The 16,153-nt window shown below is 57.3% G+C and carries 13 protein-coding genes and 2 pseudogenes; 7 read left to right on the top strand and 8 right to left on the bottom strand.

The annotated features are described in order from the left end of the window. Positions 1-215: 215 nt before the first annotated feature. The 3 genes from P3T21_RS32515 to P3T21_RS32525 all read right to left on the bottom strand — a co-directional run bounded on the left by P3T21_RS32515 (position 216) and on the right by P3T21_RS32525 (position 1,967). Positions 216-551: a LysR substrate-binding domain-containing protein gene (locus P3T21_RS32515; RefSeq protein WP_429260049.1), complete on the bottom strand. Its 336-nt coding sequence runs from the start codon at positions 549-551 to the stop codon at positions 216-218. Continuing rightward, positions 548-1,066 carry a LysR substrate-binding domain-containing protein gene (locus tag P3T21_RS32520; protein WP_429260076.1) on the bottom strand — a complete coding sequence of 173 codons (519 nt, stop codon included), beginning with the start codon at positions 1,064-1,066 and terminating at the stop codon, positions 548-550. The genes P3T21_RS32515 and P3T21_RS32520 overlap by 4 nt, the downstream gene beginning before the upstream one ends. Positions 1,067-1,787: 721 nt before the next feature. Continuing rightward, complete coding sequence (locus P3T21_RS32525; protein ID WP_429260050.1) at positions 1,788-1,967, bottom strand: hypothetical protein; 180 nt, start codon at positions 1,965-1,967, stop codon at positions 1,788-1,790. A 126-nt stretch (positions 1,968-2,093) separates the two neighbouring features. Here P3T21_RS32525 and P3T21_RS32530 point away from each other — a divergent pair, with 126 nt between their 5' ends. From P3T21_RS32530 to P3T21_RS32540, 3 genes are all read left to right on the top strand, one after another. Then, positions 2,094-2,699, top strand: a complete 606-nt coding sequence (locus P3T21_RS32530; RefSeq protein ID WP_429260077.1) for an amidohydrolase family protein — start codon at positions 2,094-2,096, stop codon at positions 2,697-2,699. Between the two features lie 243 nt (positions 2,700-2,942). Next, the gene (locus P3T21_RS32535) at positions 2,943-4,043 is read left to right on the top strand and encodes an NAD(P)/FAD-dependent oxidoreductase (RefSeq protein ID WP_429260051.1); all 1,101 of its coding nucleotides are present in this window, start codon (positions 2,943-2,945) and stop codon (positions 4,041-4,043) included. A 978-nt stretch (positions 4,044-5,021) separates the two neighbouring features. Beyond that, complete coding sequence (locus P3T21_RS32540) at positions 5,022-6,344, top strand: IS5 family transposase (protein WP_429260078.1); 1,323 nt, start codon at positions 5,022-5,024, stop codon at positions 6,342-6,344. Positions 6,345-6,689: 345 nt separating this feature from the next. Here the strand turns inward: P3T21_RS32540 and P3T21_RS32545 are convergent. Next, a pseudogene (locus P3T21_RS32545) lies at positions 6,690-7,833 on the bottom strand (IS110 family transposase). Between the two features lie 377 nt (positions 7,834-8,210). On the opposite strand from P3T21_RS32545, the gene P3T21_RS32550 reads away from it, so the two are divergent. Next, on the top strand, positions 8,211-8,402 hold the full coding sequence (locus P3T21_RS32550) for a DUF3331 domain-containing protein (protein WP_429260079.1): 192 nt from the start codon (positions 8,211-8,213) through the stop codon (positions 8,400-8,402). Positions 8,403-9,309: 907 nt separating this feature from the next. Here the strand turns inward: P3T21_RS32550 and P3T21_RS32555 are convergent. Continuing rightward, positions 9,310-9,948 carry a glutathione S-transferase family protein gene (locus tag P3T21_RS32555; RefSeq protein WP_429260052.1) on the bottom strand — a complete coding sequence of 213 codons (639 nt, stop codon included), beginning with the start codon at positions 9,946-9,948 and terminating at the stop codon, positions 9,310-9,312. A gap of 970 nt (positions 9,949-10,918) precedes the next feature. After that, the gene (locus tag P3T21_RS32560; RefSeq protein WP_429260053.1) at positions 10,919-11,080 is read right to left on the bottom strand and encodes a hypothetical protein; all 162 of its coding nucleotides are present in this window, start codon (positions 11,078-11,080) and stop codon (positions 10,919-10,921) included. Between the two features lie 324 nt (positions 11,081-11,404). On the opposite strand from P3T21_RS32560, the gene P3T21_RS32565 reads away from it, so the two are divergent. The 3 genes from P3T21_RS32565 to P3T21_RS32575 all read left to right on the top strand — a co-directional run bounded on the left by P3T21_RS32565 (position 11,405) and on the right by P3T21_RS32575 (position 13,088). After that, the gene (locus P3T21_RS32565) at positions 11,405-11,944 is read left to right on the top strand and encodes a carboxymuconolactone decarboxylase family protein (protein ID WP_429260054.1); all 540 of its coding nucleotides are present in this window, start codon (positions 11,405-11,407) and stop codon (positions 11,942-11,944) included. Between the two features lie 674 nt (positions 11,945-12,618). Then, entirely contained in the window at positions 12,619-12,909 is a 291-nt protein-coding gene (locus tag P3T21_RS32570; protein WP_429260055.1) for a carboxymuconolactone decarboxylase family protein, read from the top strand. Continuing rightward, positions 12,906-13,088 carry a hypothetical protein gene (locus P3T21_RS32575; protein ID WP_429260083.1) on the top strand — a complete coding sequence of 61 codons (183 nt, stop codon included), beginning with the start codon at positions 12,906-12,908 and terminating at the stop codon, positions 13,086-13,088. The genes P3T21_RS32570 and P3T21_RS32575 overlap by 4 nt, the downstream gene beginning before the upstream one ends. 172 nt (positions 13,089-13,260) lie before the next feature. Here the strand turns inward: P3T21_RS32575 and P3T21_RS32580 are convergent. Continuing rightward, positions 13,261-13,868 (bottom strand): annotated as a pseudogene (locus P3T21_RS32580) (transposase); the annotation flags it as partial. Between the two features lie 402 nt (positions 13,869-14,270). After that, positions 14,271-15,230 (bottom strand): LysR substrate-binding domain-containing protein, encoded by a 960-nt coding sequence (locus P3T21_RS32585; protein ID WP_429260056.1) that lies wholly within the window; start codon positions 15,228-15,230, stop codon positions 14,271-14,273. Positions 15,231-16,153: the final 923 nt, after the last annotated feature.

A 16,153-nucleotide genomic window follows, 5' to 3' on the forward strand; every position in this document is an offset into this window, starting at 1 on the left:
GCTGACGGTGTTCACCAACACGTTCAACCGCATCAACGATACCGATCTGGATTTCCCTCCGGTGCGCTAAGCCACCGATGCGCGGATGCGTTTCGTCCGGCGTCCGCGCTTTCAGTAAAACGGTAAAACGGGCAATGAAGCACGTATGCATAGTGCCGCTCCTTCTTCAACGAGTTCCTAATATTCGCCCAGAGCGCGACGCGCTGACAGAGGTATCACAGACGCTGAACTTGCGGGATTTGGGTGGCGAGGAGGTGAGCCGAAGGCCAGATCTCGCAGGTGCTTGCCGGTATCGGAAGGAGCGGGTGGCGCTCGAAGAGTTCGGCGATCCATTCTGCGAATGCTTGTACTTGTGGCGAAAGGTGCCGGTGATACGGACAAACGATGGATGTCGTCGTGGCGGCCGGGCGGTAGCTCTCGATGATCTCGACGAGCTTGACAGTCCTAAGATAAGAAAGCGCGAGGATTCGTGGCACCTGGACGATGCCAAAACCTTTGAGTCCACCGCTGAGATTGGCGTCTGCGTTATTTGCTGCGAGCCCCGACTTCATCCCCACTGAGATGTTTTTGCTGCCGACGGCGAAATTAATCTTGGGGTCTGGCCACGGATTGCGGAGAGGAGTTTGACCGCGAAGTGATTGGACAGATCGTCGGTCGTCCGCAGTTCTCCGTAAGCTCGAAGATAGAGCTGGCTGGCTGCAGCGAGAAATTCAAAGAATCCGGTACGTCGAACGACCACGGAGGAGTCTTCGACCATGCCAATCTTGATCGCGCAATCGACCCCTTCCCCTACGGGGCTGACGGCGTTGTCGTTATCCCCGAGCATTAGTTGTATGTCTGAATATCGATTGTAAAATACGCCGAGTACGGGGACAACAAACAGGCGTCCGGCAGCGGTTGGTATTTCGACGCGTAGCTTGCCTCGTGGCGAAGCCGCGACACTCGACAGGGAGTGCTCTATATTTTCGATTTCGGCGGGTACGCGAGAACTACTTTCGTAGTATGCAGCACCCTCCGCCGTTAGTGAAAGCTTGCGTGTCGTGCGATTCAGTAGCTTGGTCTTCAGGCTCTTCTTGAGGCTTTAAACGATGGTAGTCACGGAGGCGCGAGACAGATCGACTTCGTTTGCCGTCCGGGAAAAGCTCTGGGTATCGACGACCTGGATGAACACCCTCGTTCAAGGAAACAGACATCGGTCCTGGAGTTCTCGACCCTCGACCGGCGCACCCTATCTATTAGACGCGGGGATCCGACGACAAAAACTATGGCAAGAACATATACGCTGACGTAAGTATTCGCAACGATACGCTCGTATATCGGTTCACGGACCATGCGGCAATATCAGCAAAGATGCTGCGCACAGCTATCCCGAGTCGGTTTTACCGATCGCCTCACGGCGGCGGGGCTTCCACCCTGCACACGCTCTTATCGGCGCGGTCGGAACTAATGCCTGACCGGAATTATTGTTATTCTCGTGACCTGCCAACTGAGCCCGATGATGCGTATGAAGTTTTCAGATAACATCAAGCTCATGGGATGTGGTCAACGAGTCAACACGTAAGCTAGGTTGTGATCCGTTAGCTGATAGAGTGGTAGTGCACACGCAAGTCTTCATCGGCGGCTTTTTCGGCGGCGACGTAGGAGCGTTACAACGCTAACTTACCGCATTGTCTGAGTCTGCGAATCCGCCAGTTTCAAAACGCGCCTCTGCTTGCGCATGATTGCCTTCTCGCATCTGCTGCACGCCACCGCACGGTCGAATCGTATCCTGATGAGGCGGCGCGTCATTACTGGCGAAAGTCCGCCAACACCGTGCTGAGAGAGACGATATCGCCTTCCCATTTGCTCGACGCCGCCGGAATCCGGGCAACGTGCTTTGACGAGAACGTAACGCCCACATCGCATGCTGTTTGCTTGATGCTGGCATTGCTCTTTCCACATGCTTCGAGGAGGCGTGATGTCATCATGTGCTAGTTCCTGTTCTCACCGTTGTGCGCCGCTCCGTTGCCCGGATTGACGCCGCGGTTTTAGTCGTTCCGAACGGTGTCGTCGATACGCACGCGCACGTAGTCGCAGCAAGCGCTGAATATTCGATGGTTCCCGAGTGCAGTCACATGCCCCCGCCAGCGCCCGAACAAGGGTATCTGGCGATACATGACAACACGAACATGTCTTTCGGCGTGCTCGTACAGATCGGCGTCTGTGGAACCGACAACCGGTACATGCTAAAAGTACTCCAGCGAGATCTACAAGGGCTGCGAGGCGTCAGAGTGGTTGCCTCAGATACTACTGATCGAAAACTTGAGGCGATGCTCGCGGCCGGTGTACGCGGTCTGCGCATCAACGTGCTATTCGGCGGAGGCATAGGCTTTGCTACGATGGAAACGCTCGCGCCCCGTATCAAGGACTTCGGCGGTCATATGCAGTTCCTGATGGGCGTGAAGACGTTGCTGGATTTGATGCTGCGCAGGACAAAGCCTGCCCTCACGCGCTTCGTCGATCGCATGGGCCATACGCCCGTTGATTCGGGGCTGACGTCTCCAGGGTTTGCCGCACTACCCGAACAGGTGATCGGGCGAGGCTACTTGGTCAAGTTGTCGGTTGCGTGCCGCATCAGTGAGCAAGGGGGAAGCCTGAGCCTGAGTGAACACACTGGTACCAGTCAGGAGTGGTCAGTTGCAACGTCAAATCCCGGGTGAAGTTGGGGGCGAGCGTCGATATTGCGAATGCAAAAATGTCGATAGAGCGGTTCGACGTAGCCTGCTTCGAGAGAAGGTATTTATGAGCGACGCGAGCGTGGCGACCGAAAAGGATCCGGGAGCAGCGACTTTTCAGAATCGTAGATTTAGCGTCACGCCGCATCTGCTCAACGGGCTGGACTGAGCGCGGCTACGCGCTCAAATCAGATTTGTACGACAAGGTTGGAAACAGGCGAGGAAGCGATGGAGCGGGTCGATTGCGTCGTAGTCGGCGCAGGTGTGGTGGGGCTAGCTGTGGCGCGAGCACTTGCGCTCAGTGGACGCGAAGTTGTCATCCTCGAGTCGGAGCGGGCTGTAGGAACAGGTACGAGTTCGCGCAACAGCGAGGTTGTCCACGCAGGAATCTACTATCGACCGGGCTCTGAAAAGGCGCGGCTCTGTGTGGAAGGAAAGCGCTTGCTGTACGAGTACTGCGCGTTGCATGGAGTCGAGCATCGTTGCAGCGGCAAGCTCATCGTAGCAGCCGACTCAAGCCAGGTCGCGGAGCTCGAGGCGATCCATCAGAATGCCACGGCGTGCGGTGTCGACGACCTGCAATGGCTCGACAAGAGCAGTGTCGCGCAGATTGAACCGGCGCTTAACGCGCACGCCGCGTTGTTATCACCGTCGACTGGCATTGTGGATAGCCACGGACTCATGCTCGCGTTGCAGGGAGACGCGGAAGACGCGGGCGCAATGATCGCGTTCGACGCGCGTGTAGTTCGCGGCGCCGTCGCAAACGACGGGCTTGAACTTGAAGTGATGACCGATGGACAGCCAATGTTGTTGCGCGCGAAGACCGTCGTCAATAGTGCCGGGCTCTTTGCTGCGGATGTGGCAGCTGGAATTGAGGGGCTGCTCCCTGAGCATGTGCCGCCGCGCTACTTTGCGAAAGGCAGCTATTTCACTTGCACAAGTCGGGTGCCTTTTTCCCATCTTGTCTATCCGGTACCGGAGCCAGGCGGCCTCGGCCTGCACCTGACGCTTGATCTAGCGGGGCAAGCACGGTTCGGGCCGAACGTCGAATGGATTGAGGCCATTGACTACGCGGTGGATCCGCGCGGCAGCGAGGCGTTCTACTCCGCCGTGCGCCGATACTGGCCGGGTTTGCCCGAAAATGCTCTGCAACCGGGCTATGCAGGGATCCGCCCCAAGATCGTAGGGCGAGGTGAGCCAGCGGCCGACTTTCGCATCGACGGAACGTCCACACACGGTGTACAGGGGCTAGTTAACCTGTTCGGCATCGAGTCGCCGGGACTGACCGCGTCGCTGGCTATCGCCGCGCGTGTGGTGGCGCTCGTTTAGCGCAGTTGGGGGGATCGTTTCGAAGCGCCCTTCACGCAAAGCGTAGCCCTTGACGGAATGCTTGTCGTTGGTGCTTTGGAGTACGCGCAGAACGGCTTTTGGTGCCCTCTTATGCATCGCCTTGTTGTCAATGGCGCGGCACATCAGTTTGCGGCTGCGGCAGACTCTGTCATTAACCAAACAAGTGTCGGGCGTCAGGTTGACTAGCGTGATCGTAAGAGACGATGAACGATACGGGGGGCATCTGGTCTCGCTGCTGCGGATTTTTTGGTTCACGCGAGAAAGTACCTGAAAACTGCAAGTATCCTTAATCACACGAGCTCGTTATCCGACACTCTGGCTCTGCTTTTCGTCTGCTCCTACCTCTGATGATCAACGTCGATTTAATTCACAAGGTCAGGCTAGCTCGGTCAGGCGAAACATCCTTCGTTGGCTGCGAGAGCCATCTATCTATTTCTCCATTCGGGATTCTCTACCTTCCCATGGCGTGTCAATCGGCATGATTCACGCCTGCACCGGGTTATCACTATCGACCGCGTCGACGCATCTGACGACTTTGCGACAGGACAGACTCGCGACAGCGAGGTATTTTGGTCAATGGAATTTGTTTGTGCAATGAGGACGTTATTCGCTCATTTGTGACATCTATCAACGAAGACCTCGGACAGACCGTCAGTTCGTTGCTGCTATCTATCCGAAATGCGAGTATTTAGCTAGCCTAATAGAGAGCGGAGGTGAGAATCTGTTTTCGTTCCGTTCTCGAACGAATGAGCCTGAGGCAGGGTTCCAGCACGGAAAGTCTTATAAGGAGTCGTTCGCGCATGTTGTTATGGTCTGTAGTTCCGAGATCTAAGTCGTCGCCCCTGAACAATCGGCGGAGGCTTGTACGGTGTGGCTTTGAGGCCGGAATGGTGTTGTGGGAATTGCAGGGACCTGGCATATTGATGCGTGAATCCTGCAATTCATGGTGAGGTGCAGATGGGTCCGAAGACACCTGTAACTGAGCAAGATTTCTTCCGACAACCGCTGCGCGAGCAGATCAATCTGAAGCATCCATTGGTGCGCCTGGCCGACCTGATCAACTGGGATCGGTTGGGTGTGTCGATGAGCGAGAGCTTCGCTTCGGACAAGGGGCGACCGGCAACGTCACCGCGCCTGATTGCCGGGCTGCTGTATTTGCAGCACGCGTTCGATCTGTCGGACGAAGAGGTCGTCTGGCAATGGGTGGAGAACCCGTATTGGCAAGTGTTCACGGGCGAAACCTATTTGCAGACCGAGCCACCGATCGATCCGTCGAGCCTGACGCGCTGGCGCAAGCGGCTGGGCGAAGCCGGCGTAGAAGAGTTGCTGGCCGAGACGATCGAAGCGGCCAAACGTGCCGGCGTGATCAAGGCCTCGAGCGTGAAGCGCGTGATTGTAGACACGACGGTCATGGAGAAGGCGGTTGCCCATCCAACCGATTCGCGATTGCTCGAGCGGTGTCGCGAACATTTGGTGAAGGCGGCCGCGCGGCATGGCCTGAAGCTGCGGCAGAACTACAACCGCGAGGCGCCGCGTCTGGGGCTTCAGATTGGCCGCTACGCTCACGCGAAGCAGTACAAGCGTATGAGAAAGGCACTGCGCACGCTGCGTTCGCGCGTTGGACGGGTGATGCGAGATGTGGAGCGACAGGTCGCCCACGTGGCTGACTCAGGTCGTGCTGCCCTGCTGGAGCTGATTGGCCGCACGAAGCGCATCCTGTCGCAGAAGCCGAAGGACAAGAACAAGCTTTATGCGCTGCATGCACCGGAAGTCGAGTGTCTGGCCAAGGGCAAGGCGCGCAAGCCGTACGAGTTCGGCGTGAAAGTGTCGATCACGACGACGCACAAGGAAGGACTGGTAGTTGGCATGCGCTCAATGCCGGGCAATCCGTACGATGGTCACACGCTGGCCGAAGCGCTGGAGCAGGCGGCGATTCTGAGCGACATGAAGCCGGAAGTCGCCGTCGTGGATCGCGGCTACAAGGGTATCGCCATCCACGGCGTGAAGATCTACCACCCGGGCTTGCGGCGCGGCATTACACGCGGACTACGCGCGATGATCAGGCGGCGAAGTGCAATCGAGCCGGCCATCGGTCACATGAAAGCAGACGGAAAACTCGATCGAAATTGGCTCAAAGGCACGCTCGGTGACGCGATGCACGCGGTGCTATGCGGCGCCGGCCACAACCTGCGGATGATCCTCAGAAAGCTGAGGCTTTTTTACGCCCTGGCCCTTATCGCTTTGCTCAACCGTACCGTGGCTGCCCTGCCAACAGCATGAGCTAGGCGGCCGACAAAACGAATTGTTCAGGGGCGACTTCTATGAGCAGTGAGTTGTCAAGCGCTGGTCAGCCATGTGTGGATGTTCAGGTCATAAATGACTCCTCGAGTCTGGGTCGGCACGATTCACGGGTTGGAGTTGACTGATGCGCACGTGAGACCCCAACGTCTCACCAACTTCTATCCGCCGGTGTTGTACCGGCCACATCCTTTATGCGCGTTGCGCCGGGCACTACGATCCGGGAGATGTGCCCCATCTAAGGATCGGTCGCGTTGAGCAACCCGTCGACCCTGCGGGCACATCGCACTCCAATCTTCAGAACGTCGGGCTATGTGGCAGATGGTTTCATGCCGGCTTGAACCGCGCGCCGTCGGGCATGATGCCGTCTTTCAGATAGCGCCACAATGCGATCGCGAGGCGCCGGGCGAGCGCGACGATCGCGATGCGTCGTGCGCGGCGATTCGGTCCGGTTCCTTGCGTGCGCTCGTTGAACCACTGCGCCAGCGCACTGCCGGGCTGGTATCGCAACCAGCACCAGGCCATCTCGACAAGCTGGGCCCGCACCCGTCGGTTTCCCTGCTTGCTGATGCCCTGATCGACACGGCTCTGGCCGCTGTCATACGGCTGCGGCACCAGTCCCACGCATGCACCAAGCTGGCGGCGGTTGTTGAACTGGCGCCAGAACAGTTCGAGCACGAGGCGTGTTGCGCCGATGTGACCGACACCCCTGAGGCGATTGAGATAAGTGATCCGCTCACGCACGGGGGCGGGCAGACGCTCCTGAAGCGTGCGCTCAAGCTCCGTGAGCTGCTGTTCGGCGAGCTCGAGGCGTGCGGTCTCGCGCAGTAGCCGTTCGCGCAACTCGTCGGGCAGAGGCGTGCCGTCATGACAGGCGAGTTCACCGCGTGCGAGTCGCCCGGCGAACGAGCGGTGGTCGACCTTGTCCCAGCAACCGAGCGTGACGAGCAGCTTGCGCATGCGGTTGCGGTGTTGCAGCACTTCCTTCTGTAGCTGTCCGCGATCGCGAATCAGGTGGCGCAAGGCTTCGTCCTGCGCGGAGGGCGCGCGGACCACGCGCATGCGGTCGCGCTCGCCATGAAGCCAGGCGCGCAGGTTGGTGACCAGCCTGATGGCATCAAGTCTGTCTGTCTTCGCGCGCCGCTTGTGGCGCTCCACAGGAATCGACCATATAACAATCGATGCCGCGGGAGCACAGCGCCCGAAGGATCCAGAATCCATCCTGCCCGGCCTCATAGCTGACGACCACGCGCACGTGCGAAGGCAGTGACCACTTATGCTTTTGCTGCTCGATCAGATCGAGAACCGCCTGCAGTCGCACGTCCGCCTGTGGTGCGCTGACCGTATGGACCGCCGGCTTCTCCCTGAATCCGTCGTGAAGCGCGACCTTCCACTGGGCGGCAGACAGTTCGAGCGACACCGCCAGGATGACCTCCTCAGCATAGGGTCCCGTAACGTGATTTGCGTCCATGACGCCCTCCATTGAGCAAGCGTTGACCCCGTCAATCTTACGACTCGGGCCTTGGCGACTCTCACGCTACATAGGATCTAAGTCCATTCAAGTAGGAGGCGGATAACGAACGCGATACAGGGACGGCGATGGCTCATGGCAGAAAACTGTAGAAGGACTGTTGGCCTTTTGGATAGTTCGCTTTGGCAGATTGTCGGCCGAGAAGATGGAGCGATAGACGTCGGGAGCGATTCAATTCGCAAGGTCCATAGCGAAGAATCAATTCGCTTGCGAGAAAGTGGCCGTCTTGGCGATGTGACGCAAACCGCGACGATACGGATAGTCGAACGCCCCGCGAATTCTATTGTAGTGATCTATTGGTGCGATGCTGGTAGGGCCTGTATGGCTACCAACCGTGGCGCCTCACCCATGCGTCTGTTGCGGGGCGATGCACCTTAAAGGGTGGGTCGATTCGTCGGGGCGATGAAATATATCAACCGTCCCGAGCACAGCCGAAGCAAACAAATCTCAATGCGGTGATTTTGGCGCCGACCATGTACTGGGAGCGCAAGTTTATAAGTTGGCAGTAGCGTCCGGAAACAGGACGGCAAACTACCTGCGATCGCAGCGCTGCGTGCGAGCCGAGATCGCTCGGAGGGACTTTGAGGTTCGTCGTGCGACCGCCGAGGATGATGGCGAACCGAAGTTCGCACCGAATCGTCGTCAGTCACACGAGTTGGCTTATTGCTGGGCTTGCGAGGTCGATATTACTTGTGCGACTTTCGGCCGGGAGTCCTCGGTTGCCTTTGCCGTACGCGTTTGCGCTTGCGCGGCCTGTTCGGCGACTACCGTTTGTGCACTTACACCACGTTGCGACGCGGGGGATCCTTCAAGTGGATGGTAAAAAGGCGCGGGGCCGTAACCACTAGCGAAAGCGGACGTGGAAAGTGCGGAAATCGTAGCAATCGTCAGAGTCAAAACACGGGTTCTAGTCATGGTAGTACTCCAGAAATAAATAAAGAAATACCTTCTCGGATCGTTGAGCGTCGTCATCCATTTGCAGCTCGTGACATCGAAGCGTTAGGAAAGCGAATATGGATATCGCTAGTCATTCGAAAGATTGCCGTACCGTACATCAGAATTTATTGTGCGTGTCGATATACGACAAGTTGCGCCGGCGGCCACTTGCTCAACCGCGCTAGGACGACCGACCAGTGTGATTTTGGTGAAGGCCGGTGAACCGGATCAGCGGGTGGCATCTGCTAGGGAGTCGATGTTGGTGGACGCCAGTCTACAAATGCCTTGGCTGATGGGCATGTTAGGCAGAGACGCGATCGCATCAGCGCTTTCGACCCCAACACCCACTGTAGATGGATAGCGAATCGATATCGCATCGGACTTGATGACCGACAGATGATGAGAGAGTTTCAGGGTATGCGAACGCCTGGTCAATGCCGCTCGTGACACATGCGATCAGAACTCCGGCACTGGAGACGGTTAGGCTACAGGCACCAGCGCGGTGACCCGTGCGATTGCCCTCTCGACAGTTGGGCGTGCTGCAACCGCGTCATACCACCGCTGGACGTTAGGGAACGCATCCAATTCGATGTCCGCAAACTGCCGTCTCCACAACCAACCGAAGTGAGAGACGTCGGCAATCGTGAATTCATTTCCAGCCGCAAACTCAGAACGCTCCAAAACCCCGTCAAATACCTTCATCACGCGTTGCGCTTCCGCGCCGAAGCGAGCGATGGCGGGTGGTACGGGCTCAGGCGCTTGCTTTAAGAAGTAGCCTAATTGGCCAAGAGCTGGACCAATTCCGGTGATTTGAAACGAGATCTGTTCAAACACCCTCGCACGAGCGCTGCCCTTGGCGGGGAGCAGCTTTCCCGACTTTTCCGCAAGATAGATCAGGATAGCAGTCGACTCGCTTAAGACAAAGCGAGTTCCGTCAGGGCCTTCGGTGTCGACGAGTACCGGAACCTTACCGTTTGGGTTGAGCGACAGGAAGCTCGCGTCCTTCTGCTCGCCTTTGCGTACGTTGACGGGTTTCAGTTCGTATGCGATGCCCATCTCTTCTAGGGCAACCGGAACTCGTACGCTGTTTGGGGTGGAAAATGCATACACTTCGATCATGACTGTTTGGCAACGAAAAGATAACTGTAGTTAGTTGGCGAGCTGCTGGATGTTGAGGCTTCGCTGCTCGAGTTGCTTCGTGACGACCTCGAAGCGCCTATGACTTTCTGGTGCAGTGACGTCACAAAGATGACGGCCAGCGTGCCACGCAATCGTCGCGTGGAGACCTGTCGATCATGCTTGCAATGCCGGGTTGCAGGTAGAGCCTGCAGACGCATAACTGAAATTCCGAAGGGGCATAAATGACATGGCATTAGGCCGCCCATTCGAATGTGAGCGGACTCAATCGCGCCGAATTGGAGGCTCCGGGGCAACCACGTTGTTGGCCGGAGTACGCATTGTGGGATAGGTTCAAAGTGCCTTCTGGGAGCAGGCCGAAGGCTTTGGAATTTGCTGTGGAGAGAGGTGAAAGGTCTCGAATCGCAAAAATTGCGTCAACCTGCTACTTTGCGTGGATCCAGAATTTGGTCATTAGTTTGCCCCTCCGCTCGAAGGATCTCGCGGAATGGTTCCGATCAGTCCACACTCCCAACGTGAAATTTGTGCTTCGGCATCGAGGGGGCAAAGGTGCGATGTGTGGCTCAGCGAGCGCGCATAACTTCGATGAATACTTTCATTAGACTAGACACATAGCTTGCCGCGCCGTCGTTTCTTGCATTGAGCAGGGAAGGACCAGTAGTACTTCTTGGCGGTATATCTGACCCGGATGCAAATAGTCGCAATGGAAGCGGGGAAATGAAGCCGAAAATGGACGATAGGGGTTGATAGCTGACAAAAAGATGGTTGACCCTTGGCATCAAACCGTGGGGATTCTGTCGTCGCTCTCCGATGAGGAGTGTCCTCGCGGCAGGAGATGTTCACAGGGCCCGTCTAGTCCGCACCAGGCACAGCTTCGGGCTGCAGATCAGGAGCATGCAGAAAGCGCCTGGGAATCCACGGAGATGGCTTCGTCAAGCATAGGCGTCCGGATTCACTTGACGACTTGACGCAGGTAGCTGTTTCTACAGGCATCAGTCGTTGCGTTCGGTCGGGCGACGCGGCCGGGGAGCTGTGCTCTGAGCGGCGGCGTTATACGCTCGGCCTGTTTCAACACCCCCACAATCTGCTCGACACTGAAGCGTTTTCGTTTCATCGCGCGGCTTCTTTCTCGTCGAAAAGCGCGCCGAAAACTCGCTTACATCATGGCACTGTTTGCCGGGGGCCGCTCAAGGCCGACGCCGACGCCACCCGACGTCGAAACCGAGACGTGTGCTGGACAGCTTCGTGAACCAAAGGACATGATCATGCACTTAAGCGCTCGTAGGGTTGGCCCTGCATGGATCGCTATATTCCCTGTTGGAATGCGAACTATGTCCCTCAACTACCTTCACCATCAGCTTGAAGTCAGCCAAACTCCATTCACCGCTTGAGCCATAGCTAAAGACGGCCAACCAATTTTTTAGTATGGAGAACTGGCATGACCACGATTAATGTTCCGACGCGCGAAGAAGTATCCTCGGCCAACCAGGCCATTTTCGATAATCTGAAGAAGAACCTCGGTGTTGTCCCGAATTTGTACGCGACGCTTGCGCATTCGGAACACGCGCTTGGCAACTACCTTGCATTTCAGAATGGCAAGAGCAGCATCACTGGCAAGGCCCGTGAGGTGGTCAACCTTGTCGTGAGTGAGGTTAATAGCTGCGAATACTGTCTCGCCGCACACACGATGATCGGCAAGAACAGCGGTTTCACGGATGCACAAATTCTCGAAATTCGTAGCGGCAAAGCTAGCTTTGACCCGAAACTTGACGCACTTGCACGTCTGGCACGCAACATCGCGGTTAATCGCGGCCACGCGGACACGACACTCGTCGACACATTTTTTGCGGCCGGCTGGACGAAGGAGAATCTCGTCGACGTGATTGTCGTAATCGGTGACAAGACGGTGACCAACTATTTGCACGCGACGACACGAGTCCCGGTCGATTTCCCCGCCGCGCCGAAGCTGGCTGCCTAAACGCACAGCGGCGCGGCCCCACGGAGGGTGTCGCGCCGCTCTGGCGGCTACCTAGTCAAAGCTATTACCGACAATAAATTTGCGCAGGCGCAACGACACCCTCTTTTGCAGGCGGTGACGTAGTCATCTTGGACTGCGTGCATGAATGTGCGCGGGTTGTTGACGCCATCGATCATTCTGGCGCTCCGATGGTAGAGCACCAGTCTCCCCCACGGATAGTTCGAAGCCGACCTGTCCTTAACGTGAGGCCGCTCTTCGGGCCGTCAGCTGCGACGTATTGCGGCGTCAAGCGCTTTATGCCTGTCGGGAATGATTGTTATGTACGCGCGCGGTCTTCCTCCGGTGTGACGAGGCGCGCATCCTGTTCTCACCGTCAATTTCCCAGTTGGAGAAACGTATGAGCACGTTTCCATCGTACACGATCGAAACCGCACCACCCGCATCGAAGTTGGGTTTGGAAGCGGCGAAACGGGCGTTCGGTTTCGTGCCTAACCTCCAGTCGCACATGGCCGAATCGCCCGAGCTGCTTGCCGGATATTCTGCGCTCTGGGACATTTTCTCGAAGAGCACGCTCACCTCACATGAGCAACAGGTCGTCTACTTGACCTCGAACTTTGAGAATAACTGCCATTACTGTATGGCCGGACACTCTGCGCTCGCGCAGATGATCAAAAATGGATCCCGCTATAATTGCTGCACTGCGCGAAGGAACTCCGCTTCCTGACTCGAAGCTTGAGGCTCTTCATCGCTTCACGACGATTGTCGTACGCGAACGCGGCTTTGCGTCGGACACGGATGTCGCAGGATTTCTCGCCTCCGGTTACACACGCAGGAACGTACTCGAAGTGATTCTGGGTGTAGCAACGAAGGTAATGAGCAATTATACGAACCACATTGTTCATACCAAATACGATCCGTTCATGGCCGGCAACGAGTGGAAGAAGTCGGTGACGTCTGCCTCATGAACTTCGAATACGGCCAAGAATTGCTGATGCACTGGCGATTCCCTACCGGTTGCCGCAGCCCGCTGACATTTCACGCGACCCGTGCATCCGGGTTCCTCGACAAGTGGCTTGAGGACGGCAACGTGTGGACCGTGGGTGTCGGCGGCCAGCGCGATGTCGTTCAAACCACTGCTGCTTAGCGGAGGCCAAGGCTACTACGTCAATCTCCTCAGGATTCGGCAACCCGGTGTTCTTTCGCCTCTCCGCCAAACCGGGCCCGAACCCGCGATTGTATTTAGGGGTGGATGGTATTACCTCGAGCATGACTGGTTGGAAAATGAGCGCGCCCCTACGTGATTCGTCACGCAATAGGGCGGATTTCGCTCGAGAGAGGATACCGTCACCAGCATGGCGAATAGCACGTCGCACCGTCGTCCGGCAAGAGCGACGAGCGCCCGATTGTGGCACTTGCCCTGCTGGGGCTTACAAGCGTGGTCGTGCTTCGGGACGGAGTCCAGCAAGGCGGCGAAGGCGGAGAGGATGAGTGCTCTGTTGAGTACCTCGTTGCCACCTCCGTGGGGTGTTAGCCATCGCTAGACAAGCCTACTCGTGGGGTGACCGGGGCGAGGCCGGCGTAGGCGGCGAGATGCGCAGCTAAGGCCAAGGCTTTGTGGACGACATCCGTGAGGAGTCGGACGGCGATCCTGGCGCCGGCTCCCAGCGTGCTAGTCAGGACTGTCCATGGAGGGTGTGCGAGCACCTGGCGTTTAACTTCACTGGCAACCTCGTCGCGTTGTTTACGCGAAAGATGGGAGCTGTTGGGCCAGGGTCGGCATGGCGATGACTACTGCCTGCGTACCGGGTACGACCACAGCCTGTTTGCTGAGCGCCTGAACGATCTCGGCGGCAAGGCTTTTGCCCACGCGCGGTGCAAGTATGGCGAGGCGGTCGGCGCGTGGTTTCTCGCTGCCCGTCGTAAGTCCCTGCTCACGGCTTCGGCCAGGGCGGCAAGAGAAAGTGAAGTGAAGGAGTATCTTGATCTGTGGACCGATCTGCGCATTGCCCGGTCGTGGCCTGCTCTTGCCAGAGCGGCGGACAGTTGTCACACGACGGATCTGTTGCCGTGCCTTCGAGCGTCCGAACCGCCCGAGCTACTTGTGTGGGGTGAAGACGACAGCGTCCAGTTCGTCACGGAGATACCGAATACACAACTCGTGCGGATTCCAAGCGCTGAGCGCATTCCAGTGGAAAATGACGCGGCTACAGTGACCGGTGCGTTGACCATATTCTCCGCCTGAGGCGGCACGGCCGACGGAGACGGGACGGAGGTCGCCTGCTGGCTCTTGTGCGCCTTCTTGCCGAAGTTGATCTCGTCAGTCGCCTCACGAAGCCAGTGCCTCCTGAACAGAAGGTGAAAAGTAGTTGCTGCACGACTGTGTCGCCGTTACCGCCTTATCGGCATGACCCAGCGTCTCCTGCACAAAACTGATGAAAGCGCGCGCCTTTCTACTTGTCATGCGACCAGCGGGGATGACTGCCCATAGGTCACACGGGGGAAGGCGCCAGTTCGTCAGTACGGCCTTGACCTGACCGCTCTTCAATTCGGGCGAAAACATCCACTCTGACGCGATTGCTATACCCACGCCTGCGAGAACTGCTTCCCGTACTCCTTCAATCGCACTCACCGACAGCCGGCCATTAAGTGAAACGGTCGACTCGTTGTCGCTTTGTCGAAACGTCCACACGCGCCCGCCGCCTTGCTGGCTATAGTTGATGAACTGATGAGCGGTCAGTTCACTTGGCGTACAAGGGACGCCGGCGCATTCAAAGTAGGCTGCCGAACCGACGACATACCGAGGTGCTTCTGCAAGTTTGCGTGCGGGCATATTCAAAATATCGAGCGTTCCGGTTTGCAGCCCGACGTCAACGCCCTCTTCAAGCAGGGCCACATTGCGATCGCCCAGAACAATATCAAGTGCTAGGTCCGGGTACTTGTCGAGAAATCCTTTGAGCGCGGGTATGAGGTGCAACCGCGCAAACGTAACGTTCGCGCTCACACGCACTCGCCCAGATAGGCGGGTGCTGGCTCCTCGCGCCACATGCTCGGCTTGTTCGACTTCCAGCATCACGCGCTTCGCCTGCTCGTAGAATGCCTCGCCTGCGTCGGTGGGCGTCAGACCGCGTGTCGACCGCAGCAAGAGTCGGACTGCAAGACGCTTTTCCAACGTTGCGATTGCTTTGGATACGGCGGGCTGGCCCACGCCGAGCGAACGTGCAGCGGTCGAGAAGGAACCGGTTTCGATTACGCGCACAAATGTTCCTAGTGCCATCAGTTGATCCACTATCTTTTCTCCTTCGAGCCAGAAAACAGCAGGTGCCCGAGACGGTGGCTACCCGAAAAAGCAGGTGAGAACAGCGGGGCGATATCGACATTGAGGGCATGACGGACATGTCACTCAACAGACGTACTGGCAGCCATGGACCATTAAAATCAGAACGTCGATTGCACAGGAATACCGATAGCGTCTGGGCAATATTAAGTTCTTGTCAGCGTTGAGTTTCCCGGACCGTCCACCGGGTGAGCGCTCCCCAGGTTCGCCTGCGAGGATCGAGGGAATCATTTCCCGCAAATAAGCCCAATGCAATGCTTTACGGTCGCAGTCTGTTGTCACATTCGATTCACCTGGAGATCCTGTAAAGAGGATATAAGCCGCGCAGTTTGCCGACAACATACATAGGTATCGTCTGTATGTCGTCATGTGTAACGATCAGGCGGGTGTCGGAGGTGCGGCATAGGTGCGCTGGCGAGGCGGAACGGTGCGCGCCCCAAGGTACATCCACTCGATACCTATGTATGTTGTCTGCCCCAGGTCCAGTCACTAACATGTGATCGAGTCGGCCAGATACGCAATTGACTGAAGCCGACGAGTTATCTGGCCATAAAGAGGAGTTGTCTACATACGCCAGAAATGCTGCTTTCATGTCGACGGGTTACGGCGCGATTTATCTGAGCAGTGTGTACGCGCGCGGAACGTCGATCTTTCGGGGTGCGCAATGGCACCCCCGAGCAACGCAGCCATGAAAGCTATGCGTATGAAACTACCAAGACGCTCGCGGTCGTGGAGCGCCAATGGGTGGGCGGTTCCGGTGGAAACTATCGGCAATTTGGCTGCCGGGATGTGCGTTGCGGCATCGCGTGCGCCCGGGAAAGTTGGCCTGACGTAAAGCCCCGGGGAACTCATGTTCCGGGTGAACGCACTTCTTG

The sequence above is a fragment of the Paraburkholderia sp. GAS334 genome (assembly GCF_050436625.1).
Classification (GTDB): domain Bacteria; phylum Pseudomonadota; class Gammaproteobacteria; order Burkholderiales; family Burkholderiaceae; genus Paraburkholderia.